This window comes from Streptomyces marispadix, from assembly GCF_022524345.1.
Taxonomy (GTDB): domain Bacteria; phylum Actinomycetota; class Actinomycetes; order Streptomycetales; family Streptomycetaceae; genus Streptomyces; species Streptomyces marispadix.
In genome coordinates, this window is record NZ_JAKWJU010000002.1 from 2892829 (window position 1) to 2918215 (window position 25387).

General features: G+C 71.0%; 23 protein-coding genes and 2 pseudogenes. 13 read left to right on the forward strand and 12 right to left on the reverse strand.

The features are described 5' to 3' along the window. Positions 1-24: 24 nt before the first annotated feature. The 4 genes from MMA15_RS12035 (at position 25) to MMA15_RS12050 (ending at position 3582) form a co-directional block, all read left to right on the forward strand. A complete protein-coding gene (locus MMA15_RS12035) occupies positions 25-900 on the forward strand; it encodes a GntR family transcriptional regulator (protein WP_241059254.1) in 876 nt (291 codons plus the stop codon). 78 nt (positions 901-978) lie between these two features. Beyond that, on the forward strand, positions 979-2199 hold the full coding sequence (locus MMA15_RS12040; RefSeq protein WP_241059255.1) for an aminoglycoside phosphotransferase family protein: 1221 nt from the start codon (positions 979-981) through the stop codon (positions 2197-2199). A 36-nt stretch (positions 2200-2235) separates the two neighbouring features. Further along, the gene (locus tag MMA15_RS12045) at positions 2236-2943 is read left to right on the forward strand and encodes an HAD family hydrolase (RefSeq protein WP_241059257.1); all 708 of its coding nucleotides are present in this window, start codon (positions 2236-2238) and stop codon (positions 2941-2943) included. 216 nt (positions 2944-3159) lie between these two features. Continuing rightward, positions 3160-3582: an ankyrin repeat domain-containing protein gene (locus tag MMA15_RS12050; RefSeq protein ID WP_241059259.1), complete on the forward strand. Its 423-nt coding sequence runs from the start codon at positions 3160-3162 to the stop codon at positions 3580-3582. A gap of 145 nt (positions 3583-3727) precedes the next feature. Here MMA15_RS12050 and MMA15_RS12055 read toward each other — a convergent pair whose 3' ends face one another. Then, complete coding sequence (locus MMA15_RS12055; RefSeq protein WP_241059261.1) at positions 3728-4993, reverse strand: MerR family transcriptional regulator; 1266 nt, start codon at positions 4991-4993, stop codon at positions 3728-3730. 230 nt (positions 4994-5223) lie between these two features. On the opposite strand from MMA15_RS12055, the gene MMA15_RS12060 reads away from it, so the two are divergent. Beyond that, complete coding sequence (locus MMA15_RS12060; protein WP_241059263.1) at positions 5224-5961, forward strand: DUF4097 family beta strand repeat-containing protein; 738 nt, start codon at positions 5224-5226, stop codon at positions 5959-5961. A 93-nt stretch (positions 5962-6054) separates the two neighbouring features. Here the strand turns inward: MMA15_RS12060 and MMA15_RS12065 are convergent, their stop codons facing one another. Continuing rightward, positions 6055-7155 (reverse strand): aminotransferase class V-fold PLP-dependent enzyme, encoded by a 1101-nt coding sequence (locus MMA15_RS12065; protein ID WP_241059264.1) that lies wholly within the window; start codon positions 7153-7155, stop codon positions 6055-6057. 137 nt (positions 7156-7292) lie between these two features. Then, positions 7293-9524 (reverse strand): sugar phosphate isomerase/epimerase and 4-hydroxyphenylpyruvate domain-containing protein, encoded by a 2232-nt coding sequence (locus tag MMA15_RS12070; protein WP_241059266.1) that lies wholly within the window; start codon positions 9522-9524, stop codon positions 7293-7295. Positions 9525-9817: 293 nt separating this feature from the next. Between MMA15_RS12070 and MMA15_RS12075 the strand changes: the two genes are divergently transcribed. Further along, complete coding sequence (locus tag MMA15_RS12075; RefSeq protein WP_241059268.1) at positions 9818-10738, forward strand: IclR family transcriptional regulator domain-containing protein; 921 nt, start codon at positions 9818-9820, stop codon at positions 10736-10738. A gap of 193 nt (positions 10739-10931) precedes the next feature. Next, positions 10932-12221, forward strand: a complete 1290-nt coding sequence (locus tag MMA15_RS12080) for a saccharopine dehydrogenase family protein (RefSeq protein ID WP_241059270.1) — start codon at positions 10932-10934, stop codon at positions 12219-12221. A gap of 94 nt (positions 12222-12315) precedes the next feature. Here the strand turns inward: MMA15_RS12080 and MMA15_RS12085 are convergent, their stop codons facing one another. Next, complete coding sequence (locus tag MMA15_RS12085; RefSeq protein ID WP_241059272.1) at positions 12316-12768, reverse strand: arsenate reductase ArsC; 453 nt, start codon at positions 12766-12768, stop codon at positions 12316-12318. A 157-nt stretch (positions 12769-12925) separates the two neighbouring features. Here MMA15_RS12085 and MMA15_RS12090 point away from each other — a divergent pair, with 157 nt between their 5' ends. The 3 genes and pseudogenes from MMA15_RS12090 (at position 12926) to nhaA (ending at position 16119) form a co-directional block, all read left to right on the forward strand. Continuing rightward, positions 12926-13240, forward strand: a complete 315-nt coding sequence (locus MMA15_RS12090) for an ArsR/SmtB family transcription factor (RefSeq protein ID WP_241059273.1) — start codon at positions 12926-12928, stop codon at positions 13238-13240. 116 nt (positions 13241-13356) lie between these two features. Beyond that, positions 13357-14440: pseudogene (arsB, locus tag MMA15_RS12095) on the forward strand (ACR3 family arsenite efflux transporter). 464 nt (positions 14441-14904) lie between these two features. Beyond that, positions 14905-16119: a Na+/H+ antiporter NhaA gene (nhaA, locus tag MMA15_RS12100; protein WP_241059276.1), complete on the forward strand. Its 1215-nt coding sequence runs from the start codon at positions 14905-14907 to the stop codon at positions 16117-16119. A gap of 102 nt (positions 16120-16221) precedes the next feature. Here the strand turns inward: nhaA and MMA15_RS12105 are convergent, their stop codons facing one another. The 3 genes and pseudogenes from MMA15_RS12105 to MMA15_RS12115 form a co-directional block, all read right to left on the reverse strand. Beyond that, positions 16222-16698, reverse strand: coding sequence for a GNAT family N-acetyltransferase (locus MMA15_RS12105; RefSeq protein ID WP_241063155.1), 477 nt, complete (start codon positions 16696-16698; stop codon positions 16222-16224). 114 nt (positions 16699-16812) lie between these two features. Next, positions 16813-17490, reverse strand: a pseudogene (locus MMA15_RS12110) (methyltransferase domain-containing protein); the annotation flags it as partial. Positions 17491-17495: 5 nt separating this feature from the next. Beyond that, positions 17496-17852 carry an ArsR/SmtB family transcription factor gene (locus MMA15_RS12115; protein ID WP_241059278.1) on the reverse strand — a complete coding sequence of 119 codons (357 nt, stop codon included), beginning with the start codon at positions 17850-17852 and terminating at the stop codon, positions 17496-17498. A 294-nt stretch (positions 17853-18146) separates the two neighbouring features. Here MMA15_RS12115 and MMA15_RS12120 point away from each other — a divergent pair, with 294 nt between their 5' ends. Then, positions 18147-19277, forward strand: a complete 1131-nt coding sequence (locus MMA15_RS12120) for a hypothetical protein (RefSeq protein ID WP_241059280.1) — start codon at positions 18147-18149, stop codon at positions 19275-19277. Between the two features lie 175 nt (positions 19278-19452). On the opposite strand, the gene MMA15_RS12125 is transcribed toward MMA15_RS12120, so the two are convergent. Further along, positions 19453-19854 carry an ArsR/SmtB family transcription factor gene (locus MMA15_RS12125; RefSeq protein WP_241059282.1) on the reverse strand — a complete coding sequence of 134 codons (402 nt, stop codon included), beginning with the start codon at positions 19852-19854 and terminating at the stop codon, positions 19453-19455. A gap of 198 nt (positions 19855-20052) precedes the next feature. Here MMA15_RS12125 and MMA15_RS12130 point away from each other — a divergent pair, with 198 nt between their 5' ends. Together MMA15_RS12130 and MMA15_RS12135 are read left to right on the forward strand one after the other, a co-directional pair. Beyond that, complete coding sequence (locus MMA15_RS12130) at positions 20053-20550, forward strand: ArsI/CadI family heavy metal resistance metalloenzyme (protein ID WP_241059283.1); 498 nt, start codon at positions 20053-20055, stop codon at positions 20548-20550. 61 nt (positions 20551-20611) lie between these two features. Next, positions 20612-21520, forward strand: coding sequence for a class I SAM-dependent methyltransferase (locus MMA15_RS12135; protein ID WP_241063156.1), 909 nt, complete (start codon positions 20612-20614; stop codon positions 21518-21520). A 51-nt stretch (positions 21521-21571) separates the two neighbouring features. Here MMA15_RS12135 and MMA15_RS12140 read toward each other — a convergent pair whose 3' ends face one another. The 4 genes from MMA15_RS12140 to MMA15_RS12155 all read right to left on the reverse strand — a co-directional run bounded on the left by MMA15_RS12140 (position 21572) and on the right by MMA15_RS12155 (position 25059). Then, the gene (locus MMA15_RS12140) at positions 21572-22354 is read right to left on the reverse strand and encodes an ABC transporter permease (RefSeq protein WP_241059285.1); all 783 of its coding nucleotides are present in this window, start codon (positions 22352-22354) and stop codon (positions 21572-21574) included. Further along, positions 22351-23394: an ATP-binding cassette domain-containing protein gene (locus tag MMA15_RS12145; protein WP_241063157.1), complete on the reverse strand. Its 1044-nt coding sequence runs from the start codon at positions 23392-23394 to the stop codon at positions 22351-22353. The genes MMA15_RS12140 and MMA15_RS12145 overlap by 4 nt, the downstream gene beginning before the upstream one ends. 158 nt (positions 23395-23552) lie before the next feature. Then, positions 23553-24395, reverse strand: coding sequence for a DUF4097 family beta strand repeat-containing protein (locus tag MMA15_RS12150; protein ID WP_241059287.1), 843 nt, complete (start codon positions 24393-24395; stop codon positions 23553-23555). A 151-nt stretch (positions 24396-24546) separates the two neighbouring features. Then, entirely contained in the window at positions 24547-25059 is a 513-nt protein-coding gene (locus MMA15_RS12155) for a hypothetical protein (protein WP_241059289.1), read from the reverse strand. Between the last annotated feature and the right edge of the window lie 328 nt (positions 25060-25387).

Genomic DNA, 25387 nt, shown 5'->3' on the forward strand with positions numbered 1-25387 from the left:
GCGTGGAGTTGTACGGTCTTGGGTGTGAACAGGACGAGCCCCGCGAATGACGCACGGCCTCCCCACGAGGTGGTGGCCGCCGCGCTACGTGAGCGAATCGACTCCGGCGAGCTGCCCCCGGGAGCCCGCATCCCCACGCAGAAGGACCTGGCCGCCGAGTACGGCGTCAACCGCACCGCAGTGCGCCAGGCCCTACAGGAACTCAAGCACCTCGGACTCATCACGGACACCGGCCGGGGCGCACCGCCCGCCGTCGCGCGTGCCGACTCCTCCCAGGAAGCGCCGAAGCCCGCCGGCACCGAGCTGGCGGAGCGCCTCTACGAGGCCTTCCGCGCCGAGCACGTCACCATCGACACGTACTCCCTCACGACGGAGACCTTCAACAACGCCCTTGCCCGGCCGCACCGTTCGATCGTGGACGGGACCCTCCAGCCCCGTTCCGTCACGGTACGGGTCATCCTCCCCAGCTCGGAGGCGTATCTGGCCCTTCCCCGACTGATCAACAACCCGGACGACCGCCGCCCCCTCCACCGGCTCCACGAGCTTCAACGCACGTGGGCGACGGCACTGCGCATGAGCCTGGAAGTCTTCAGGGACAGATACGGCGTGCCCGAAGTCTCGTGCCAGATACGGACCGTGGCCGCGACGCCCCTGCAGAAGCTCTACCTGCTCAACGGCACCGAAGCCCTCCTCGGCTACTACCACGTGGTACCCGAGGAGGTGACGTACCAGGGCGAGGAACTGGAGATCTACGACGTCCTCGGCTTCGAGACCGCCCTCTTCCGCTTTTCATCCGGCTCTGAGAACCCAGACAGGCAGGACGTCGCATTCGTACACGACTCCCAGGCATGGTTCGACTCACTCTGGGACACGATCGCCACACCGCTGACGTCCGACTGACTCGGTGCACCTACGCCCCATCGGAAGCTGTAGTCTCAGCGCACTCACGTTCCTCTGAGTCATCATCCGGTGGCGCGCATGACTGTTCATCCCGTCGTTGAGGCCTCGCCGCTCCCACGGAGCGAGGCAGCCTCCCTCGCAGCCACGCCGCAGACCCCGGAGGGCTACGGACAGCCGCGGCCGCCCTGGGACCCACGGCCCCTGTGGTGGCACGTCGCGCAGCACCGTCGTCGCCCAGGGGGCTTCTCGCTCCAGGGACATCACCACGACAACTACGTGGTTCCCCTGCACGAGCCGCTCGCCTCGATCGTGCGCGAAGCCCCTGGGCGCCTCGGCAAGTTCCGCACCAGGCAGAGCGCGGTGCGGGTACTGCCGCGGGTGTGGCGCGAGACAGCGGTCTTGCGTGCAGTACGCCGGTCCATGCCCGACGTGCCCCGTCCGCTCTTCAGCTTCGGCCGCCATGCCCTGCACACCTTCATCGAGGGCGTCTCACTGGCGGAGGTCGCTGCGGCGGGCAATCCCGTCGGCGACGATAACCTGCGGCGCATCGCCGCACTCTTCGGGGACCTCGGGGACGTTCCGGGAGAGGACCTGCCGAGGCTGCCGCGGGAGTGGCGCAGCAGAACTGGCTGCGACAGCGCCCGCTTCCTTCAAAACCTCGCCGACTTCGCCCACCGCAAGGTCTACCGCCGTAACTACCCGCGCTTCGGCACCCTGTTCCGGGCGCTGGGCATCCCGGACGACGCGGTCGAACGGTTCACCCGGGAGGCGAAACGGCTTCGGCCCCGCCCGTACTCGTTGCTCCACACCGACATCCACCGGGGCAACCTGCTCGTACGGGAGAACGGCGATCTCGCCCTCGTGGACTGGGAGTTGGCTCTCTTCGGCGATCCCCTGCACGATCTGGCGACTCACGTGGTGAGGATGGAGTACACCGAGGAGGAGCGCTGCGATCTGATCGCGTACTGGCAGCGCGAGATGTCCGAGCGTGGCCGGGAGGACCGGCTTGAGGGGATGGAGGAGGACTTCCCCGTCTACCTCGACTTCGAGTACGCGCAGTCCATCTTCCCCGACACCATCAGGGCCGCCGAAGCCCTGCCTCTCTCCGCCGACGAGGACGACTTCGACGCCGCTGCCGCCTCCGTGCACCGGGCGCTCTCGCGAGCCCGCGTGGCGCTTGCCCTCGGACCCGTTCCGGACCACCGGGCGGTCAAGGAAGCGCTCCGCTCCTGGCACCGGGCCCGTCAGGCAGGCCCCGGCCGATTGCCCGCTGTACGCCGAGGCCGCCGCGGGACATAGTTGGGCTGGCACAGCGACCCCGGAACGAGGAGAGAAATGCGTCATCTCATCGAATCCGCGAAAGCTGTGCTGTTCGACTTCGACGGCCCCATCTGCCACTTGTTCCAGGGACGCTCCCTCGCACCCCTCACCGAGAGGCTGCGCCATGCTGTGACCTCCTTTGCCGCAGAGGGCGAGGCCGGCAGGGAGGTGTGGCTCCCCGAGACCGACGACCCGCTGGAGATACTGCGAGCCGCATTCCAGCAGCCGGCGCTGGTCGAGCGCGGCATCGCACGGGACATCGAGCGGGCGCTGACCGACGAGGAGATCGCGGCGGCGCCGGGGGCGTTCCCCACGGCGTACGCCGACGCCCTCGTACGCACGCTCGCCGCGACCGGCCGCCGCATGGCCGTCACGACGAACAACTCGCAGCAGGCGGTGGAGCGTTATCTGGAGACCCGGCTCACGGGAGAGCTGTTCGCGGGCCGCATACACGGCCGCAACGCCGAGGGCGAGCTGCGGCTCAAGCCCGATCCGGACTGTCTGCTGCGGGCGCTGAAGTCGACGGACACACCCGCCCGGGAGGCGCTGATGATCGGCGACGCGCCCCGCGATCTGGAGGCGGCACGTGCCGCGGGTGTGGCCTTCCTCGGCTACGCCCGCAACGAGCGCAAATCGGAGCAGTTGCGTGCGGCCGGCGCCGAGCACCTGGTCGACTCGCTACGGGACGTCGTCATGGTGGTGGACCCCGGCGCGCATGTGTGACCGGCAGCGGGGCGAGGTGGCGGCTTCGGCAGGCGTGCCTCGGCGGTCCCTCCGGGGGCTCGCGTGGGTGAGGCGCGCGCAGGCGGGCACGCGGTGAACCGTACGTAGGGTGGGAGACGGAAGCCCTCGTTCCGCGACGGTGCCGGGCGCGTGGCGTCCCGGCGGGCAGACCCGGCGCGGCAGCCGCAGCAGCCTCACCAGCACGAGGAGGACGCGATGACCGACGCTCCGATGCCCGAGAGCGACGAACCGGCGCACGACCCCGAGGTGCTGGAACTCGCCCAGAGGATCTTCGGGCTGGCGCGCGACGGCGACACCGACACCGTCGCCGCCTATGTCGACGCGGGCGTGCCGGTGAACCTCACCAACGACAGGGGCGACTCCCTCGTGATGCTCGCCGCCTACTACGGGCACGCCTCGGCCGTAAGGGCCCTGCTCCACCGCGGGGCCGACCCGAACAAGCCGAACGACAAGGGGCAGACGCCCATCGCGGGCGCGGTCTTCAAGGGCGAGACGGAGGTCGTGAGGGCGCTGCTGGACGGCGGCGCCGACCCCGGGGCGGGCGAGCCGTCGGCGGTGGAGACGGCGCGGATGTTCGAGCGTAAGGAGCTGCTGGAGCTGTTCGGCGAGGAGGCGTAGCCCTCGGCGGGCGGCCCGGCAACCGGGCGGCCGGACAGCCAGGCAGCCATGCAGCCGGGCAGCCGGGCAGCCGGGCAAACCGGGCCGGGAGCAGTTACGGCCCCCTGCCCGGTGTCTCACGGAACCGCGCCGTGCGCGCGAGTGCCTACCGCCCGGCCTCCACCACGTCCGCGACCACGCAGCTCACGTTGTCGGGTGCGCCCGACCGGTGCGCCAGCGCCACGAGTTCGCGGACCGTCTCCTCCGGGTCCGCCGTCGCCGCGACCGTGCTGCGTACCTGTTCCTCCGGTACGACGGACGTCAGCCCGTCCGAGCACAGCAGACAGCGGTCTCCGGCCCTTACGTCCTGCAACCCCACGTCCGGCCTGTCGCCCGCGCCGCCCTCCGGCCGCCCGACGAGGGCGCGCATCAGCAGGGCCCGCTGCGGATGCGAGGCGGCCTCCTCCTCGCTGATGCGGCCCTCGTCGACCATCGAGCGCACGAGGGTGTGGTCGTGCGTGATCTGGAAGAGGTCGCCGTCGCGCAGGATGTACGCGCGGGTGTCGCCGATGTGCACGAGGGCGAGCTGCGACCCGGTCCACAGCATCGTGGTGAGCGTGGTGCCCGCCTCGTCGCCGTCCGGGCCGCCCGCTACGGCGTCGCCGACCGCTCGGCCCGCACGTTCGACGGTGTCCTCCAGTACGTTCAGCAGGTCCGCGGCCGGGAGGCTGCCCTCTTCGAGCTGTCTGAAGGTGTCGACGGCCGCCGCGCTCGCCGGTCCCCCCTCGCCTCCGAAACCGTCGGCGACGGCGAGCAGACGCGAACCGGCGTACGCCGCGTCCTGGTTGGTCTCCCTCACGAGCCCGGCGTCGCTCAGCGCGGCGTAGCGGATGGCGAGCGGCGCACGTGCCGTCTCCCCGTCGCTGGCCGAGTCGTGGGCCGAGTCGTGGGTCGTCTCGTCTGGCGTGTCCTGCGGCATCTCGTGCGGCATCGCGGAGTCCTTCCGTGACAGGTGGTCGATGAGGAAGGCGGCCATGTCGCGGCGGGCGGCGACGTCGTTCTCGACCTGGGCCCAGAAGGCCCTGATCTCCCGCGCGGCTGCGGGACCGTCCAGTGCGGTCAGCTCGCGTATGCGGGCCAGGGGCATGCCGAGGCGGCGCAGCCATACGACGAGACGGGCCTGTTCGAGCTGTGCGGGTGCGTAGCGGCGGTAGCCCGTCGTGGGGTCCACGTGGGCGGGCCGCAGCAGCCCGAGTTCGTCGTAGAGGCGCAGCGCCTTCGGCGACAGCCGGGACGCCTTGGCGAACGCTCCGATCGTCAGCAGTGCGGCGCGGGCGCCGTCGCGAGCGCCGGTGTCCGCGCCGGCTGCCCCGCCGCGACCGGCACCCGAACCGGGCCCCGAACCGGGTCTGTCGCCCGCGCGCTCGTCCATGCCCGCTCCTCCCTCATACCGGGCCCCTCGCCCGGCTCCACGATGCTGTGGCTTCCCCCAAGGACAAGGTCAAGGGCGGTCCGGGGGCGACCCCGAGCGGTGATGCGGGGGTCTGCCTCATCGTCGGGCCCGTACGGGTGCCATAGCCTCGTCGGGCACTGGACGGACCGGGTAAGGCCGACGAAAAGGGACAGTCGACAGCCTCCACCTTCCACGGAGACGGGGAGTACATGATGCGCAGGCACATCCGCCTACTCGGGGCGGTCGCGGCGGCGGGGATCGGCGTGGGCACGCTGGGGGCCTGCGGCCTGGTGCCCGGTGAGACCTACGAGGACAGCGCGAAGCTGTCGGAGAAGGTCGAGGCGGTGCATCTGGACGGCAGCGTCGGGGCGGTGCGGCTCCGCAGCAAGGAGACGGTGACCGAGGTGTCGCTGCACCGCAGCGTCGAGTTCGACGGTGACAAGCCGAGGAAGCGCACGTACGGCGTCGAGGACGGAGTACTCGTACTCCGCGGCTGCGGCGACGACTGCTCGGTCAGCTACACGGTCGATCTGCCGCCCAGGGTCTCCGTCGACGGCGGCACCTCCTCCGGCGGTATCAGCCTCTCCGGCGTGGGCAAGGTGGACGTCACCAGCGACTCGGGCGCGGTGGACCTCGACGACGTCGACGGCACCGTGCGCGTACGTACGACCAACGGGCGCATCAACGGGCGGGGCCTGAAGGGCGAGGACGTACGGGCCGAGACCTCCAACGGCGCGATCGACCTCAACCTCAGCACGCCGCAGGACGTGCGGGCGAGGACGTCGAACGGAGCGGTGTCCGTCACCGCGCCGGACGGCCGCTACCGGGTGTCCGCGAGGACGAGCAACGGCGACAAGGCCATCGGTCTGCGCGACGAGCCTTCCGGCGACCACACGCTCGACCTGGCCACCACCAACGGCTCGATCAAGGTCAAGAAGGCGGGCTGAGCGGGGCGGTCCGGGGCCGTTCATCCGGTCGTCCCGGCGGCCGAGCCGTACCGGCTCCTCTCACGCTCCGCGATATCCGCACACCCCACCCCCTCACTCCTCCCGCACCAGCCGTCCCGCGACCACCTCGGCGGCGCGGTCCGCGTCCGACTCCGTGTTGTATAGGTGGAAGGCGAGCCGCAGGCGACCGGCACGTGTGCTGCCGACGACGCCCGCGCGCTCCAACTCCCGTGCCGTGTCCGGCCGTACGGCCGTGCTGACGATCGCCGAGTCGCCGTACGGCAGACCGACGGCGGCACGGAAGCGGTCGGCGAGGCCGACCGCGTGCGCGTGGAGCACGTCGGTGCCGACCTCGGCGAGCAGTTCCAGCGATCCCGCCTGGCCGACCCAGGCGTGCCACACCGGGGAGACGTCGAAGCGCCGGGCGTCCTTCGCGAGCCGCAGCGGTGCGCCGTAGAGGCTCTCCCAGCGCTCCTCGCCCGCGAACCAGCCCGCGCTGTGCGGGGTCAGCCCGTCCATGCACTCGGCGCCCACGGTGAAGAAGCAGGTGCCCCGCGGTGCCAGCAGCCACTTGTATCCGCCGTTGACGGTGTATGCGTAACGGCTCGCGTCGACGGGCAGCCAGCCGGTCGCCTGGGTGGTGTCCAGCAGTACGCGTGCACCGGTCGCCTCGCACGCCGTACGGAGCGCGCCGAGGTCCGCGACACGTCCGTCGGCGGACTGCACTGCGGCGACGGCCACCAGCGACGTACGGGACGTGACCTCCTCGGCGAGGGCCTCCAGCGGCACCTCCCGCACCCGCACTCCCCGTGGCGTCTGGGCGTGGAAGGGGAAGACGACGCTCGTGAACTCCCCGGCGGCGGTGAGCACTTCGCTCCCCTCGGGCAGGGACGCGGCGACCAGCCCCACGAAGGCGCTGACCTGGCTGCCGACGGCCACGGACGACGGGTCCACGCCGACGAGCCCGGCGTAGGCCGCACGTGCCTCGGCCAGCGGCCGGTCGTACGCGGACGGGCTCGCGGTGCCCCTGCGCCACTCGTTCTCCGCCGCACGGAGGGCGTCGAGGGAGCGGCGGGGCGGCAGGCCCAGCGAGGCGGTATTGAGATAGACGACCTCGGGGGCGAACTCCTGCTGTGCGCGGGACAGGCGGTCGTGGCCGTCGGCTTCGTCCGCGTGCGTCGTGTTCGTCTGCATGACCTCAGCCTGGGGGCAGGAGGGTCCCGGCGGAAGAGCGCCCGGACGGTAGCGCGGGCGCGGACGCCCGCGCGTCGCCTGCTTCCACCGACGGACACCGCCTGGGGACACCGCCTGAGACTTCGCCTGCCGGCTTCTCAACCGGCCCCGCGCCGCGGCCGGTTCGCGGGCGCCCGGCCACGTGCCCGTGCCTGGCGGTGGGCCGCCATCCGTACGGGTGCGTTGACCGCACCGTCGCCGCGGTAGCCGCCCACCCGCTGGACCACCTCGAAGAAGACGCGCGAGCCGAGGATGCCGGTGCAGAAGTGGAAGAACTCGCCGTGCTCGTCGCGGTCGTAGAGGATGTTCAGCTCGCGCATGTCGCTCAGCAGCCGGGGAGCGGGGGCGTAGCGGGCGTCGAGATCGTCGTAGTAGTTGCCGGTGACGGGCAGGATCTCCAGGCCGCGTTCGCGTGCCCGGCGCGCGGCGGCGAAGACGTCGCCCGTGGCGAACGCGATGTGCTCGGGGTCCGGCACCGACGGCGCCCAGCGTCCGCGGCGCAGCAGCGCGCCGTGCATGGCGATCCGCAGCTCGCCGGACTCGTTGCCGACGGTGCGGCTGCGCACCAGGCCGAAGGGCGCCGCGTACTCGGCGAAGTCCCGTTCACGCAGGTCGAGTACGGACTGGTAGAAGGTCAGCGAACCCGTGAACTGGTCGTTGGGCTGGGCCAGCGCCACATGATCGATACGGCCGAGATCGCCGGTGCGGCCGAGATCGCCGGGCCCTGAGCCGGGTCCGGAGCGGGATTCGGAGCCGGGTCGGGAGCGGGATTCGGAGCCGGACTCGGTTCCCCGGCCGGGACCGGCTTCGCCGCCTGGCCCCGCTCCCGTCGGCTCGAAGTCCGCGCGCCAGTCCGGGCCGCTCGCCCCGCCGCCCGGGCAGAAGAAGAGCTGGGTCCCGTCGGGGGCGGCCACGGCGGTGAGTTCGGCCTCTCCGGGACCACGCCTGCGTGGCAGGGGCGTTGCGAGAAGCGCTTCGGCACGTCGTGCGGACTGCTCGGGATCGAGGCTCTCGACCGCGAGTGCCACGACCTCGGCCCTGCCGGTCTCGGTCTCCCCGTGCTCCTCTGCCCCACTGACCTCACCGGCTTCCCGACCGACCCGACCTGCCTCCCGGTTCAGTACGACGTCGCTGCCGCCCTGCTGCCACAGCTCGACGGGCTTGGAGCGGTGGATTCCCGTGCGCTGGAAGCCGAGTGCCGTCAGCGCGGCGGTGACCTCCGGTGCCGATACGCCGTCCACGGCGAGTTCGACGAAGGCATGGCCGAGAAGCGCGGGAGCGGGCGGTGGCGCGGCCGGGTGGAGCCGCCAGCCTCCGCCCCTGACCGGCTCGTTCGGCTGGCGTGCGCCCTTCTCGTGACGTTCCTCGGGCCGCTGCCCGCCAAGGCCCTCTTGCTCCGGCTGCCCTTGCTCCCTCTGCTGCCCCTCCGCCTGCTCCCGGCGCCCGTACTCGCGCACCGCCTCCTCGAGCGCGACCAGCGACCGCATCGCGTCGAGCGCCGCGGGGCCGGGATCGGTCTGCCGGAAGACGTCGTTGAACACCTCCAGCGACAGCGGCCCTTCGTAACCGGCGGCCAGCACCTGCGCGAGGAAGCCCGGCAGATCGAAAGACCCCTGGCCGGGGAAGAGCCTGTGGTGCCTGCTCCACTGCAATACGTCCATGTCGAGGCGCGGCGCGTCGGCGAGTTGGAGGAAGAAGAGCTTGCCCTCGTCGACGGTGTCGATGCCCGTGGGCGCGGGGTCGCGGGAGAGCACATGGAAACTGTCGAGGCACAGCCCGAGCGCCGGGTGGTCCGCCCTGCGGACGATCTGCCAGGAGTGCTCCCAGCGGTTGACGAAACGCCCCCAGGCGAGGGCTTCGTAGGCGATGCGGATGCCGCGCTCGCAGGCCCGTTCCGCGAGTGCGCGCAACTGCTGCGCGGCCAGGGCGTCGTCGTCCACGGCGTAAGGGGAGAGCGTCGAGCAGACCAGCAACGTGTCGGCGCCCAGGCGCTCCATGAGGTCGAACTTGCGCTCCGCACGGCGCAGAGCGGCGGCGTGCAGCTCCTCGGGCAGGGCCTCGAAGTCGCGGAACGGCTGGTAGAGGTCGACGGTCAGGCCGAGGTCCGCGCACAGGGAGCGGACGTCCTCGGGTGGCATCGCCGAGACGACGAGATCGTTCTCGAAGATCTCCACACCGTGGAATCCCGCCGAGGCCGCCGCCCGCAGCTTGTCCTCCAGCAGCCCGGAGAGGCAGACCGTCGCCACGCCCTTGCGAACCGGGGACCGGCGGGCGGGCGAGGGGCCCGGAGACGCGGATACGGACGGAGACGGACCCGGAGTCGGATTCATGTGCTGCTCCCTTCCGGCCGACGGCTGCCGACGCTCACGCCCTCGCCATCGCTGTTCGTACTACGCACTGCTATGCACATAGCGCACGGTACGAGCGACCACCGGCGCCGTCAATCCGTCCACAGCAGTCGGACCACGTTCCTCAGCCCTTCCCGCGGGGCTCAAATCGCCCGCGCCAGGCCCCCGATGAGGCCGCCCCGCCTCCGCGTAGTACGCTGTGCGTAATGCGCACAACGGCGCAGGCAGGCTTGACCAGGCGAGGCGCGGCCTCGCACCGGGGAGGTAGTGAGGCTTTGTCGGAACCGACGACGGGCAATGGCGGCGACGGCACACAGCGGGAAGGGAGCGAGCACATCGGCCGGGCCGCCCGGAGCAGCCAGAAGGGCGAGAACGGCCCGAACGGCCAGGGGAGCAGCACCGGCAGGCAGGGCCACGGCCGCGAGGAGTACGGGCCGCACTTCGTGCAGTCCGTGGCGCGTGCGATGTCCGTGATGCGTTCCTTCACGGCGGAACGGCGTGCGCAGACCCTCACCGAGGTCGCTCGGGCGACGGGCCTCGACCGCGCGACGGCCCGGCGGCTGCTGCTCACCCTCGCCGACCTCGGCTACGTCGCAAGCGACGGCCGTACCTTCGAACTCACACCGCGCACCCTCGAACTCGGCTACGCCTACCTCTCCAGCATGTCGCTGCCCGAGATCGCACAGCCCCATCTCCAGTCGCTGGCCCGCGAGTTGAACGAGACGGCGGCACTGGCCGTGCTGGACGGCGACGAGATCGTCTACGTCTCGCTGGTCCAGAGCACCCGGCTGATGGCGGTGACGATCAGCGTGGGCACCCGCTTCGACGCCTATACGACGTCGATGGGCCGGGTGCTGCTCGCCGGGCTGGACGACACCGAACTGGACGAGCGCTTCGGCCGGTTGAGGCTGGAGAGGAAGACCGACCACACCATCAGCAGCCCGAGGACCCTGCGCGAGGAGATCGACAAGGTGCGCAGGCAGGGCTGGGCGCTGGTCGACTCCGAGCTGGAGGAGGGGCTGCGGGGCGCGGCGGCGCCGGTACGGGACCGCGCGGGCCGGGTCGTGGCCGCCGCGAACGTCTCCGTGCACGCCGGGCGCACGACTCCGGAGCTGGTCGAACGCGACTACGTCCCGATGATCCTGCGTACCGTCAGGCTGATCGAAGCGGACCTGGTCGGCACCGTCGCCCGCTGACCGGACGGGATACCGGGACCCGGCAGGACGCCCGGCGGGAGACCCCGCGCCACGGCCCCATCCGGCTCCCAAATCGGGCTCTCCGGCCGGCCTCCCAGGTCATGGAGCCGAGGAACCCGGCCCCCGCCCGGTTACGTTGGTTCATCAGCGTCCACACGCGCTGCGCCACCGCCCGGCCCGGAAGGACCAGCCCATGACGGATCAGCCCAGCACACAAGACCGGGATCAGCCCGGCACGCCCCACCGCCGGCGCGACCTCGACATCGCCGTCTACGGCGCGACCGGCTTCGTCGGCACCCTCGTCGCGCACCACCTCGCCCGGTCCGCCCCCGAGGGCACGCGCGTCGCCCTGGCAGGCCGCAGCGAGGCGAAGCTCTCGGCCGTACGCGCCACCCTGGGCGAACGCGCCCGCGACTGGCCGCTGTTGGTCGCCGACGCCGGTGACCGCGCGGCCCTGGAGAAGATCGCGGAGTCGGCACACGTGGTCGTCACCACCGTCGGGCCCTACGCCAAGTACGGGCGCGAACTGGTGGGCGCCTGCGCCCGTTCCGGCACCGACTACGTCGATCTGTGCGGGGAGGCGCTGTTCGTACGGGAGACCATCGACGCACACCACGACACCGCCGCGTCCAATCACGCCCGTATCGTCCACGCCTGCGGCTTCGACTCGATCCCGTCCGACATCAACGTCCACGTGCTGCACGAGAAGGTGCGCGCCGACGGCAACGGCGAGCTGACCGACACCACTTCGGTCCTCACCTCCGTCAGCGGCGGTGTCAGCGGCGGCACCATCGACACGGTGCGGCAGCAGATCGATCTGATGAAGTCCGACCGCGACGCCCGCCGCCTCGCCATGGACCCCTACACCCTCAGCCCCGACCGTGCCGCCGAGCCCGAACTCGGCCGCCAGGACGATCTGTTCATGGCCCGGGGCTCGAAGGCCGGGATTCCGCTGCGGGGCGTCCTCGCCCCCTTCCCCATGGCGCCCTTCAACACCCGTGTCGTACGGCGCAGCGCGGCGCTGCGCGACCACGCCTACGGGGCGCGCTTCCGCTACCGCGAGGCCATGCGCGTAGGGCCGCCCGTGCTCTCCCCGCTGATCGCGGCCGGGACCGCCGGGTTCATGGGCGCCCTCGTCACCGGGCTGGCCCTGCGTCCCACGCGGCCCCTGATGGACAAGGTGCTGCCCGACCCGGGCGACGGCCCGGACGCCGATACGCGAGAGAAGGGCCACTTCACCTTCGACACCTTCGCCCGAACCACATCCGGGGTCCGCTACACCGCACGCTTCAAGGCTCAGGGCGATCCCGGCTACAACGCCACCGCCGTCATGCTCGGCGAGTCCGCGCTCGCACTCGTATGGGACCGGGACGCACTGCCCGAGACGGACGGCGGCGTGCTCACCCCGGCCACGGCGCTCGGTGCCGCGCTCGTGGCCCGGCTGCGGGCGCAGGGCATGATGATCGCGGCGAAGTCCTACTGAGGCGGCCGGACCGGGGCGCGGTCGAGGATCACGGGACCGCGCCCCGGGCACGGGCCCGTTCCTTCCCGGGCCGGCACTCGCTGCCGTCCCGGGATCAGCGCCCGTTCGGACTGCCGCCCTCCGGACTTCCGCCTTCCTGACCGTCCCCGCGGATCTCGGCGATCAGGGCTTCCACGTACTCCTTGATCCGGTCCCGGATGGGACGTACGGATTCGACGCCCTTGCCCGCGGGATCGTCCAACTCCCAGTCCCGATACGTCTTTCCGGGGAAGACGGGGCAGGCGTCGCCGCAGCCCATGGTCACGACGTAGTCGGAAGCCTCGACGGCGTCCGTGGTGAGCACCCTGGGCCGGCTGCTGGAGATGTCGATGCCCACCTCCCTCATGGCCTCTACGGCGGCGGGGTTGACTCGCTCGGCGGGCAGCGATCCCGCGGACCGTACTTCGATCTGCTCACCCGCGAGACGGGCGAGGAATCCGGCTGCCATCTGGGAACGCCCGGCGTTGTGCACGCAGACGAACAGCACGGATGCGAGGGGAGTCGGCATCGGTTCTCCTTCGGCGGGGGGCCGGACGGTCCGTGGACGCGGATGTGGAGCGGGACGTGGAGGCGTACGGAAACGGGGACGGGGGGACCGGGGAGGGACGACCGGGTGGCGATGCCCGCACTGGTGTCAGCGACGGCTGATGTGACAGTATCAGCGCATGCTGACGTCAGTCGACACTGATCTGATCCGGGTTCTGGCGGACCCGCTCAGACTCCGGATCGTGACTCTGCTCGCCCACGAGACGCTCTGCACTACGCATCTGGTCGAGGAGACCGGCGCCCGCCAGACCAATCTCTCCAACCATCTGAGGGTGCTGCGGGACGCGGGCGTCGTCGACACCGAACCGTGCGGCAGGTTCACGTACTACAAGCTGCGGCCCGACGTGCTCACAGCCCTTGCCGGCTCCTTCGCCGAGCTGGCCGAGACCGCCCGTACCACCATCGAGACCGACCGCAAGAGGGCCTGCCAGTGACTCGCGCCGAACCTTCCGCCGCCTCGCCTCCGGAGCCCGGAGCCGGGTCCCAGTCCGGCTCCGCAGCCGGTCCCGAAGCCGGTCCCGAAGCCCGGGTCGTCGCCGAACTCTCCACGCTGGACCGCTTCCTGGCGCTGTGGATTCTGCTCGCGATGGCACTCGGGCTCGGACTCGGACGCGTCGTCCCCGGCCTGAACAGCCTTCTCGGCAGGGTCGAGATCGGCGGGATCTCGCTGCCCATCGCCCTGGGCCTGCTGGTGATGATGTATCCGGTGCTGGCGAAGGTCCGCTACGACAAGCTGGGCACCGTCACCGGCGACCGGAAGCTGATGCTCTCCTCGCTGGCCGTCAACTGGGTGCTGGGCCCCGCGGTGATGTTCGCGCTCGCCTGGCTCTTCCTGCCGGACCTCCCCGAGTACCGCACGGGACTGATCATCGTCGGCCTGGCCCGCTGCATCGCGATGGTCGTCATCTGGAACGACCTGGCCCGCGGCGACCGCGAGGCGGCGGCCGTACTCGTCGCCCTCAACTCCCTGTTCCAGGTACTCGCGTTCGGCCTGCTCGCCTGGTTCTATCTCGGCCTGCTGCCGGGCTGGCTCGGCCTCGGAGGCGGCGGGCGGCCGGACTTCTCCATGTGGACGATCGCCTGGAACGTCGTCGTCTTCCTCGGTATCCCACTGCTCGCCGGATTCCTCACCCCTCACCCGCCGCCTCGGCGAGCGGAAGATGGGCCGCGATTCCTATGAGAACCGATTCCTGCCGAGGATCGGCCCGCTAGCCCTCTGCGGTCTGCTGTTCACCATCGTGATCCTCTTCGCCCTCCAGGGGGAGACGATCACCTCGCGGCCCCTGGACGTCGCCCGCATCGCGCTGCCCCTGCTCGCCTACTTCGCCCTGATGTGGTTCGGCACCTTCGCCCTCGGCAGGAGCCTCGGCCTCCCCTACGACCGCACCGCCACACTCGCCTTCACCGCCGCGGGCAACAACTTCGAACTCGCCATCGCCGTCGCCGTCGCCACCTTCGGCGTCACCTCAGGACAGGCGCTCTCCGGGGTCGTCGGACCGCTCATCGAGGTGCCGGTCCTCGTGGCCCTGGTGTACGTATCGCTGGCGTGGCGGCGGAAGTTCACTGGGTTCCAGCCATCGTCCGAGACGACGTCCCAGGCGCCGTCCGAGGCGACGTCCCAGGCACCGTCCTAGGCGGCATCCCGGGTTCAGGCGCGGGTGCAGTCCGTACGGTGACGGGGCCCGGCCGGGTGCAACTCACGGGCCCCGCACGAGAAGCGGCCCGTACCGGCGTCGGCCGAACGAGGAGCGCCGCCACCCGGCACTTGTTAGGCTTGCGAAAGATACGCAGGTCAGGACGTGTGAGGAGGCGGCAGTGCGGCACACTCCCGCTTTCGCGGCTGTTCGTCCTGGTGGACGCCGGTGCGAGTGCGGCGCGGTGCGCCGGTCGCAGGAGCGGCGTCCGATCGGCACGAACGGCTACATCAGCACCTGGGGCGCGCTGACGAGCCTGTGCCCGCCGAAGGGGATCTGAGCTTCCGCCGCACCCGATGCGGGAGCCTGCGCCCAGGCGGTCCCTTCGTGCATCACGTCTCGTAGGGCCGCAGGGGCGTCACGTCGTCCCGACACCCTCACCGGCCGTATCTGGAGCCTCTTCGATGTCTGCCTTCGCGCGGCTCTCCGCCGCGCTGCGTTCCGACGCCCTCAGCGGTTCACTGCTGATCGCCGCCGCCCTCGTGGCGCTGATCTGGGCCAACTCGCCGCTGTCCGCCTCGTATGAGTCCCTGCGCTCGTTCCACTTCGGGCCGGCCGCCCTGCACCTGGATCTGAGCGTCCAGTCATGGGCGGCGGACGGCCTGCTGGCGGTGTTCTTCTTCATCGTCGGCAACGAGCTGAAGCAGGAACTCGTCCACGGAGAGCTGCGCGACCCCCGCCGTGCCGTGCTGCCGATCGTCGCCGCACTGGGCGGCGTGCTGATCCCGGCCCTCCTCTTCCTCGCGGTCAACGTCCGCTCCGGCGGGGACGCGATCGGCGGTTGGGGCATCCCGATGGCCACCGACATCGCCTTCGCGGTGGCCGTTCTCGCCGTGGCCGGGCGCGGCCTGCCCGGCTCGCTGCGTACGTTCCTGCTGACCCTGGCCACGGTGGACGATCTGGCCGCCGTCATAGTGATCGCCGTCGCCTACACCAGCGGACTGTCCCTCACCGCGCTCGGGCTCGCCGCCGCCGGTCTGGCCGTGTTCGGCTACTTGCAGAGCGGGCGCGGCCCCGCGGTGCGCCGCGTGCGGGCTGCCGTGCCGGGTCCGCTGCCGTATGTACTGCTCGCGCCCGCCGTGTGGGCGCTGATGCACGCATCCGGAATCCACGCGACGATCGCCGGTGTCGCGATGGGCCTGCTGATGCGTACGACCGTGCGCGAGGGCGAATCGGTCAGCCCGTCCCACCGCGCGGAGGAGCTGCTGCGGCCGGTGTCGGCGGGGCTGGCGCTGCCCGTCTTCGCGCTGGTGTCGGCCGGGATTCCGCTGCACGGGGCGGGCGGATTCTGGACGAGCACCATCACCTGGGGCGTCGTCGCCGGGCTGATCGGCGGCAAGATCCTAGGCATCCTCGGCGGCGCATGGCTGACCGCCCGCTTCACCAGCGCTCATCTCGGCCCGCGGCTCGGCTGGGCCGACATCGCCGCCGTCGGCATCCTCGGCGGCATCGGCTTCACCGTCTCCCTGCTCATCGCCGAACTCTCCTACTCCGGCGCCCCGGACCTCACCCACGCCAGGGGCGCAGTCCTGCTGGCCTCCGCGATCGCGTCGCTGCTGGCCGTGGTCGTACTGAGACGGCGCAGCGCTCACCACCTCGGCGCGCGACCCGCCGGGTAGGCGGAGGGCCTGAACATCCGGGCACCCCGACGCCCGGACGCTCGGGCCCAACTCCCCGCCCCGGGTCGCGGTCTTGGCGATTCCGACGGCCGCTCGGCCCGCTCAGGCGACGACGGGGCTGCGGCGTTCGAGGAGTACGACGTCCCGCCATGTGCCGTGCTGGCGGCCGACGCGTTCTCGGGTGCCTACGACCCGGAAACCGGCGGCCCGGTGCAGGGCGAGGCTGGCGGCGTTCTCGGGGAAGATCCCCGACTGCACGGTCCACACCCCGGCGCTCTCCGTCGAGGCGATCAGCGCGTCCAGCAGGGCGCGGGCGATGCCCCGGCCTCTGGTGTCGCCGCGTACATAGACGGAGTGCTCGACCACCCCGGCGTACACGTCCCTCGACGAGGTGGGAGCTGCGGCGATCCAGCCGAGCACCGCACCCGTCGCGTCGTCTACGGCCACATAGCGGTGCAGGGGCAGCTTCGCCGCGTCGAACGACTCCCAGTCGGGTGCGGCCGTCTCGAACGTCGCGTCGCCTTCCTCGATTCCGGCCTGATAGAGCGCCAGCACCGCGTCGGCGTCCTGTGCGCGCATCGGCCGCAGTACGACGCCTTCGGGAGCGGCGGGTTTGGCGGCCTTGACGATCGCCGAGTACACGCCCAGCCCTGCGTCGGCGGTCGGTGTGATGACGGCGCCGGTGAATCCGGCGGCCGACAGCAACTCCCGGTACTCGTCTGCCGTGAGGGTGGTGGCGCAGCCGGTGGCCCGTTCGGCCTCCGCACGCCGGGCCGGGGTCAGCCCGGGGTGGGCGAGGACGTCGCTGACCCCGAAGTGGCCGCCGGGGCGCAGCACTCGATAGGCCTCGGCCAGAACTCTTGGCTTGTCGGCGGAGAGGTTGAGTACGCAGTTGGAGACGACCGCGTCCACGCATGCGTCCGGAAGCGGGATCTCCTCGATCCTGCCGTGCAGGAACTCCACGTTGGAGACGCCCGCTTCGCGAGCGTTGGCACGGGCTAGGGAGATCATCTCGGCGGTGGCGTCCAGCCCGTAGACCTTGCCGCCCGGGGCGACGCGGCGCGCGGAGAGCAGTACGTCGATGCCGCCGCCCGAGCCGAGGTCCAGCACGGTGTCGCCCGGGGCGAGCGGGGCGACGGCCACGGGGTTGCCGCAGCCGAGGCTGGCCCGCACGGCACCCTCCGGCAGCCGGTCGGCCTCGTCGTAACCCTCGTACCCGGCGGCGCCGAAGCACCCTTCGCCGAACGCGTCCTCCCCGCAGTCGACGACGCGCTCCCCGGCCTCGGCGGCGCGGGCGAGTGCACCGTAGCGGCCGACCACCTCTTCCAGCCGGTCGCTCGGGGCCGGGCCCGGCCGCTGGTCGCTTGCCATGGCGATCACTCCTCGCTCGTGACTGTGGAGGACTGCGGGGATACGGCCGATGGTGTGGGTCGCCCCATGACGACGTCGGCGGCGGACGGGAAGCAGGTCACGCACTCGTCGTTGATGCGGTAGTAGCTGGCCGTCCCGGCCTGCTCGGCCAGTACGAAGCCGACATCGGCGAGCTGCCTGAGATGCGCCGAGACGGTGGACTGTCCGACCTGCACGGCATCGACGATCGCGCCGACGCTCATCGGCTGCCCGCGGCGGGCCAGCAGCGAGACGATCTGGATTCGGGTGGCGTCGGCCAGCACCTTGAACCAGGAGGCGTACTCCCGGGCGGTGGCGCGGTCGAGAGGCTGCGCTGACTTCATCGTTAATCGACGATAGACGATGAAGCACGGTGGCGGTCAAGCCCCTTGCGCCGACCCTGGCGTCTCCTTTCTGCGTCGCCCCGTTGCGTCGGGCCGATCCGGCCACTGGAGCGCAGTCATCCGGAGGCAGGGAACGCCGGACGGCCGCCAGACGGCCCACTCGCAAATGCACCGAAGTCCCCCCTCCTATAGATCTCTTGACATGGCTCCGTGGCGCTCAGAAACGAGGGCCGCGGAGGCCCCGGCCGTCGCGAGACCGCTAGACGCCCATCCCCCACAGCCAAGGGAAGCCGCATGACTGACACTTTGAGACGCGTCACCGTCACCGCCGTCACCGGACTCGGCCTGTGCCTGACCCTTCTGCCCGCAGGACAGGCGCACGCACAGACCCAGACTCAGCAGGCCCCCACCCGCGTCCCGTGCAACGACATCGCCGCGCTGAAGTCCGCCATCGAGCGGGCCAACACCAGCGGCGGCTCGATCGCTCTCGCCCCCCGGTGCGTCTACAGCCTCACCCAGGCCGACAACGAGGGCGACGGCCTTCCCGAGATCACCGGCAACGTACGCATCTACGGAGACAACACCACCGTCGAACGCAACTCCGCCGCCGGCTTCCGCATCTTCCACGTCAGACAGAGCGGCAGCCTCTCCCTGAAGTCGCTCACCGTCCGCGGCGGTGAGACCAGCACCGCGGGCGGCGCCCACGGTGGCGGCATCTTCAACGACCGCGGCACGCTCTCCCTCACCGACTCGACGGTGAGGGGCAACAGGGCCAGCACCGGCGGCGGCATCTGGAACCAGCTCGGAACGCTCGACCTCAGGAACACCTACGTACGCGACAACAGGGCCACGTTCGGCGGCGGAGTGGCCACCAACGGGAAGACGACGATGCGCGGCGGCGCCCTCCGCGACAACACCGGCGGGTTCTGGGGAGGCGGCCTCGCGAACGCGGGCGAGACGAGACTGAACCACGTCTCGGTCGACGGCAACGACTCCGGCGAGTACGGCGGCGGCATCGTCACCCTGGCGATCAACAACGAGACCGGACCGCTCCGTATGAGCTTCACCAGGATCAAGGACAACATCGCCCGCACGGACGGCGGCGGCCTCCTCACCGGCGCGGACGAGCCGACGACCCTCTACAGAAGCACCGTCACCCGCAACACCGCGAACGGCGGCCCCACAGCCGGCGGCGGCATCGAGAACTCCGGGCGGATCCTGCGCCTCTTCATCGGTACGACCGGCACCAGGCACGAGCAGAGCAAGGGCAACTCCACCAAGCAGACGCCGCACACCGTGAACCTCATCCGCAGCGCCGTCTTCAACAACCACCCCACCGACTGCGCACCTCCCCGCAGCGTGCCCCGGTGCGATGCCGTGGCCTCTACGCCGGGTACGAACACCGGGGACCGGCAAGGGAGTTGACGTAGCGGACCGCTGCGGGACGGGGGCAGGCGTCAGGCGTCAGGCGTCAGGCGTCAGGCGTCAGCAGAGACGACAGCCGGGACCGGACCGGGACCAGGGCCGGTCCGGTCCCGGTCCCGGGCTGTGACCGGGGCTGTGACCCGGGCTGTGACCCGGACTGGGCCCTGGACCGGAACTAGGCGGAGGCGGAGACCGAAGGAGAGAAACTGCGCGCCATCGAGGCCATCACGCTGGGCGCGACGCGGTAGTAGACCCAGGTGCCGCGCCGCTCGGAGGTCAGCAGTCCGGCCTCGCGCAGCTTCTTCAGATGGTGGCTGACGGTGGGCTGGGAGACCCCGACGTCGGAGATGTCGCATACGCACGCCTCACCTCCGGCGTGCGAGGCGACTTGGGAGAACAGCCGCAGCCGTACGGGGTCGCCGAGCGCCTTGAACATCACAGCGGCCCGCTCCGCCTCCTCAGCCGTCAACGGGCGCTCGTCCAGCGGCGGACAGCACGGCCGCACGCCCGCTTCGGCCTCCATCGCCGCCTCGACCAGCGGCAACGTCTTCCTGCCTGACTTAACCCTGTTCGACATACGTCTATTTTGACACGTATCGATGAGATGTCGTCCGGCCCCGCTGCGAGCCTGAATTCGATGACTGTCTATGTTGACGCTCATCGAATCAAGTGCGACGCTGAAGGTGCAAGCTCATAGACATACGTCGAATCAGTGGAACGGCCGCCTCGGACGAGTCCGGCCGCCGCCGATTCGGCCGCCCACTGGAGGTGCACCATGGCACGCGTACAACTCGCGCTCCGCGTCCCCGATTTGGAGGCGTCCATCGCCTTCTACAGCAGGCTCTTCGACGCCGAACCGGCGAAGATCCGCGAAGGCTACGCCAACTTCGCCGTCGCCGAGCCCCCGCTCAAACTCGTACTCATCGAAGGCGAGCCCGGCGAGGAGACCCGCATGGACCACCTGGGAGTCGAGGTCGGCTCCTCCGAGGCCGTGAACGCCGCGGCCACCCGCCTCGGCGAGGCCGGTCTGGCCACCGAGGAGGAGAACGACACCACCTGCTGCTACGCCCTCCAGGACAAGGTCTGGGTCCACGGACCCGGCAAGGAGCCCTGGGAGGTCTACGTCGTGAAGGCCGACGCCGGCTCGCTGAGCAAGCAGGAGGGGGGGCAGCACCTGCTGTGCCGAGAGCGGCGAATCGGGCGAGGAGGGCCGACGCGAGGAGGCCGTCGCCTCCGGCTGCTGCTGAGGCGGCACCTCCGCCTGCTGAGGTAGGAAGGGCGCGGCGGGAGGGTCCCGTTCTCTGTGAAGGCGGCCGGGCGGACACATGGCGGACATGGCAGGCGACTGGAGATGGGACGACACCTTGTTCGCGGGGACCGCCGCCTACTACGCGCGAGGCCGCCTTCCCTACGCCCCCGGGCTGGCTGACGCGCTCGCCGAGCTGCTGAGGCTCGACGGGCGGGGACGCCTGCTCGACGTGGGATGCGGGCCGGGGACGCTCGCCCTGGCGCTGGCCCGTCTCTTCCGCGAGGTCGTCGGCGTGGACCCGGACCGGGGGATGATCGCCGAAGCCGCTCGCGAGGCCGCCGGGAGAGGAGTGGCAGGGAAGGCGCTATGGGTGAGGGCACGGGCCGAGGAACTGCCCGCCGGGCTCGGGGAGTTCACCGTCGCGACCTTCGGCCAGTCCTTCCACTGGATGGACCGCGGCCTCGTGGCGGCCACCGTGAGGAAGATGCTTCGGCCCGGCGGGGCCCTGCTGCACATCTCGGATCTGAAGACGGAGGACCGGACCGCGGTCGGTCTGCCGCATCCGGCGCCGCCCCACGCGAAGATCGCCGAGCTGGTCGGGGACTATCTGGGGCCGGTACGGCGAGCGGGCCGCGCGCTGCTCCCCCAGGGAACACCCGACGGGGAAGCGGAGGTGTTCGCACGTGCGGGATTCAGCGGCCCCCAACGCCTCGTCGTGCCCGGCGGGCAGCCGCTCGAACGCAGCGAGGACGACGTCGTCGCGGGAGTGTTCTCCATGTCGTACTCGGCGCCCCATCTGTTCGGAACACGTCGCGAGGCGTTCGAGGCGGACCTGCGGCGGCTGCTGCGAGCGGCCTCGCCTTCGGGCCTGTACTCCGAACTCCAGCCCGGCACCGAGGTCTTCGTCTGGCGGAGCGGCACCGAGGGGTGTTCCGAGGAGCCTCCCGGGAGGCTTCCGCCGACGGGCTCCGACAGCCGGACGGCAGACCCGTAGGGCCGCTCCACATGGAGGACCCTACGGACAGGGGATCACGGGGCCGGACTCTCAGCGCCTGGTGGTGCTGTTGAAGAGCGAGCGCGACCAGACGTAGCCGACGAGGGTGATACCGGCGCACCATGCGAGCGAGATCCAGCCGTCGTTCCCGATCTGCGAGCCGGAGAGCAGGCCGCGCAGCGTCTCGGTCATCGGTGTGAACGGCTGGTTCTCGGCGAACCAGCGCAGGCCCGGCGACATCGACTCGGCCGGTACGAACGCCGAGCCGAGGAACGGCAGGAACTGCACCAGCAGCGGCTTGTTGCTCGCCGACTCGACGGTCTTGGACATCAGACCGAGCGCCGTCGACAGCCACGTCACCGCGAAGGCGACGGCCGTGAGCAGACCGGCCGCGGCCAGCCACTCCAGAGCGCTCGCCCCTGACCGGAACCCGACGGCGAGCGCGACGCCCACCACCAGTACGGCGCACGCCATCGTCTGGATGACGCTGCCGACGACATGCCCCGTCATGAACGACGAACGCGTGATGTCCATGGTGCGGAAGCGATTGATGATGCCCTCGGTCATGTCGGAGCAGACCGCGATCGACGTCGACATCGAACCGGCGGCCACGCCCATGATGATGATGCCGGGCGCCAGATAGTTCACATACGCGTCCCTGCCGCCGCCCATCCCGGCGCCGATCGAGTCGCCGAAGGCGTATACGAACAGCAGCAGCATCAGGATCGGCGTCATGGCGCTGCCGAACCCCACGGCCGGGTAGCGGATCGCATGCTTCAGATTGCGCCGCAGCATCGTCGCCGAGTCGTGCACGGCGTAGGCGAGAGTGCTCATCGAAGGGTCTCCTTGATGTGATGCGGAGTTGCGGCGAGGTGGGGCGAACCGCCGTTGGCGGCGGGGCCGTTGGCGCGGTCGGTACGCGTGCCGTCGCCGGTCAGGGCGAGGAACACGTCGTCGAGGTCGGGAGTGTGCACGGAGAAGTCGGCGGCTTGGATGCCCGCGGCGTCGAGCCTGTCGAGCAGGGCACGCAGCGCGTCGAGGCCCCCGTCGCCCGCCACGCGCAGGGCGAGGTCCTCGTCGTCACGGGCCGCGCCGGGGAAGGCGTCGGCCGCGCGCTCGTACTCTGCGGGCTCGGTGAAGCGCAGCCGCACATGGCTGCCGGGGATCTGCGCCTTCAGCTCGTCGGCGGTGCCGTCGGCGACGATCCGTCCGCCGTCGAGCACGGCGATCCGGTCGGCCAACTGATCGGCCTCCTCCAGATATTGAGTGGTGAGGAAGACGGTGGTGCCGCCCGCGACCAGCGAACGCACCGTGTCCCACATGGTGCGGCGGCTACGTGGGTCGAGCCCGGTCGTCGGCTCGTCCAGGAAGATCACCTGCGGGTCGCCGACAAGCGTCATGGCGAGGTCGAGCCGTCGCCGCATGCCGCCGGAGAAGGTCGCGGCCCGCTTGTGCGCGGCGTCCGCGATCTCGAAGCGCTCCAGCAACTCCCTTGCGCGGGCCCGCCCTTCACGCTTGCCGAGGCGCAGCAGGTCGGCCATGAGGAGCAGGTTCTCCTCGGCGGTGAGCAGATCGTCGAGCGCGGCGAACTGCCCGGTGACGCCGATCGCGGCACGCACCCCGTCCGGTGACGTGGCGACATCGTGGCCCGCGACCTGGGCCTGTCCGCCGTCGGCGGCGATGAGCGTGGAGAGGATCTGCACGGTGGTGGTCTTGCCGGCGCCGTTCGGCCCGAGCAGCGCGAAGACCGAACCGGCCGGGATGCGCAGATCGATGCCGTCGAGGACGGTGTTGTCGCCGTACGACTTACGGAGATCGGCGGTCGAGACGGCGGCGGGCGGCTGCGGGCCGCCGGTCCGCCCGGACTTGGGCATGACAGAGGAAGGCATGGAGCTCTCCCGTTCTCATCGAAGGGTGAAGTGACCGAGGCGGTGGGCGAGTCGGCGGGTCCGGTGCTCAGGCCCGGGTCCGGTGCTCAGGCCCGGGTCCGGTGCTCAGGCCCCGGTCCGGTACTCAGGCCCCGGTCCGGTGCTCAGGCCCGAGCGCGGAGGACGTCGATGGTTCCCCAGTTGGTCCGTGCGCGGACCTTGAGGGTGTCCTCGGTCTTCTCCGGGGCCTCGGACGCGGCGAGCCTGTTACGTACCTGCCCGTGGGTGGAGCTGACGTCGAGCCAGGCGGCGGTGTCCTCGCGGATGCCGACCTCGATGGCGCCGTAACTGGTCTCCAACTGAACGGTGCCGCGGGCGACATCGGCGACGCGCAGGCTGCCGTGGGCGGTGGTGGCGGCGACCGAGCTCTCGGCGCGGGCGATGTCGATGTCGCCGTGAGCGCCGCTCACCCGCAGGTCGCCGACGACCGCGCCGACGGCCGTGGTCCCGTGCGAGTTCTTCAGGACGGCGCTGCCTTCGACGGTGCCGACGCGCAGACTGCCGGAGCCGGAGGAGATCTCCGCGTTCCCCTCGACCCGGTCGACGGTGATCGAACAGTGCGAGGCGGTCAGCCGGAGCGGACCGGTCGCGTCGAGACGGACGTCACCGCCCGAGGTCTTCAATTGGACCTCGCCGAGTCGGCCTTCGCCGAGAACCTGGGTCCAGGAGCCGGTCATGTCGACGCGCGAGCCCGTGGGCAGTTCGACCGCCACGTCGACGGAGCCGGTGGGTCCGATGAGGCGGCGCTCCTTCGTCCTGACGGTCAGGACGCCGCTCACGTAGGTGACCTCGGTCTGCTCGGCGGCCCGCACGTCCTTGTCCCGCTTCGGATTGCCGGGCCGTACTTCGACGACGGTGTCGGGGCGGTCGCTCGCGGTGAACCGGACGGAGCCGGCGCCCACGTGGGCGGTGACCGAGATCGGTTCGGGGGTGTCGAAAGAAGGCATGGCTGTCCCGTCCTCTTGGGTCTTCGGGGCGTCCCCGCTGGTGGGACGTGGTGTGGGTGAAGTGCTGGGGATGAAGTGGTGCTGGCGAAGTGGTGCGGGCGGGTGCTGCGCGTGAGGTGGTGCGAGTGAACTGGCGTGCGCGGGCGAGGAGTCAGCGCACCCAGCCCGTGAAGCTCTGTCCGATGGTCTGGGTCTTCTCCGTCGTACGCGGCCGGGCGCCACCGTCGACCGCGGCCGAAACGGCCCGCACCAGCCACGCGTTGACCGACAGACCCTCGCGGCCGGCGGCCTCCTCGGCGCGGGCCTTGAGACGGGCGGGCAGACGGAGGTTGACGCGAGCGGTGCCCTCGTCGCCGTCGGCGGGCTCGTGCACCTTGAGCGGTTCGGCGGGGGCGGCCGACTCCGTGGGGCCGTCGTCGCCGGACGGCGGCGTCACCACGAAGTCGGGGTCCAGCCCGCGCAGCCGTACGTCGACCGAACCGGGCGCGAGTTCCCGGGTGATCTCGTCCATCGCGGCGGAGAGCACATTGAGCATGGTCAGTCGGGTCGCCGACTCCAGTGGAGCGGTGAGCCGCTCGGCCAGCTCGCGGGCGTCCTCCCCACCGGCTTCGGCAGCCACCGCGAGTTCGCGACGCAGGTTGTCAACATACGGAGTGAGGTCCATGACGTCATGGTGGCACCACTATGGCGCCATGCGCAAGCCCGAGTTGTACGCCGCCTCTACCGCGGAACGCGGTTGCCCATTCCGACCTGGGCAAAGACGCGAAAGTCCGAACTGTGACCGGGGCATCATGAGCCCCCACGGAGCCCGCCCGGAGCGGTAGATGGGCACGACACGGCATCGCATTGGCACCGGATGGCGTCGGCGCGGCACCTACGTGACACCTCGCGACGCCATGCGGTGCCAGGTGACGTTGCCCTGCCGCAAGTCAGTTGACTGCCATGGGCGAGCTTGAGTGCCCGGAGATCAGTGAGACGGCTGCCGTTCATGA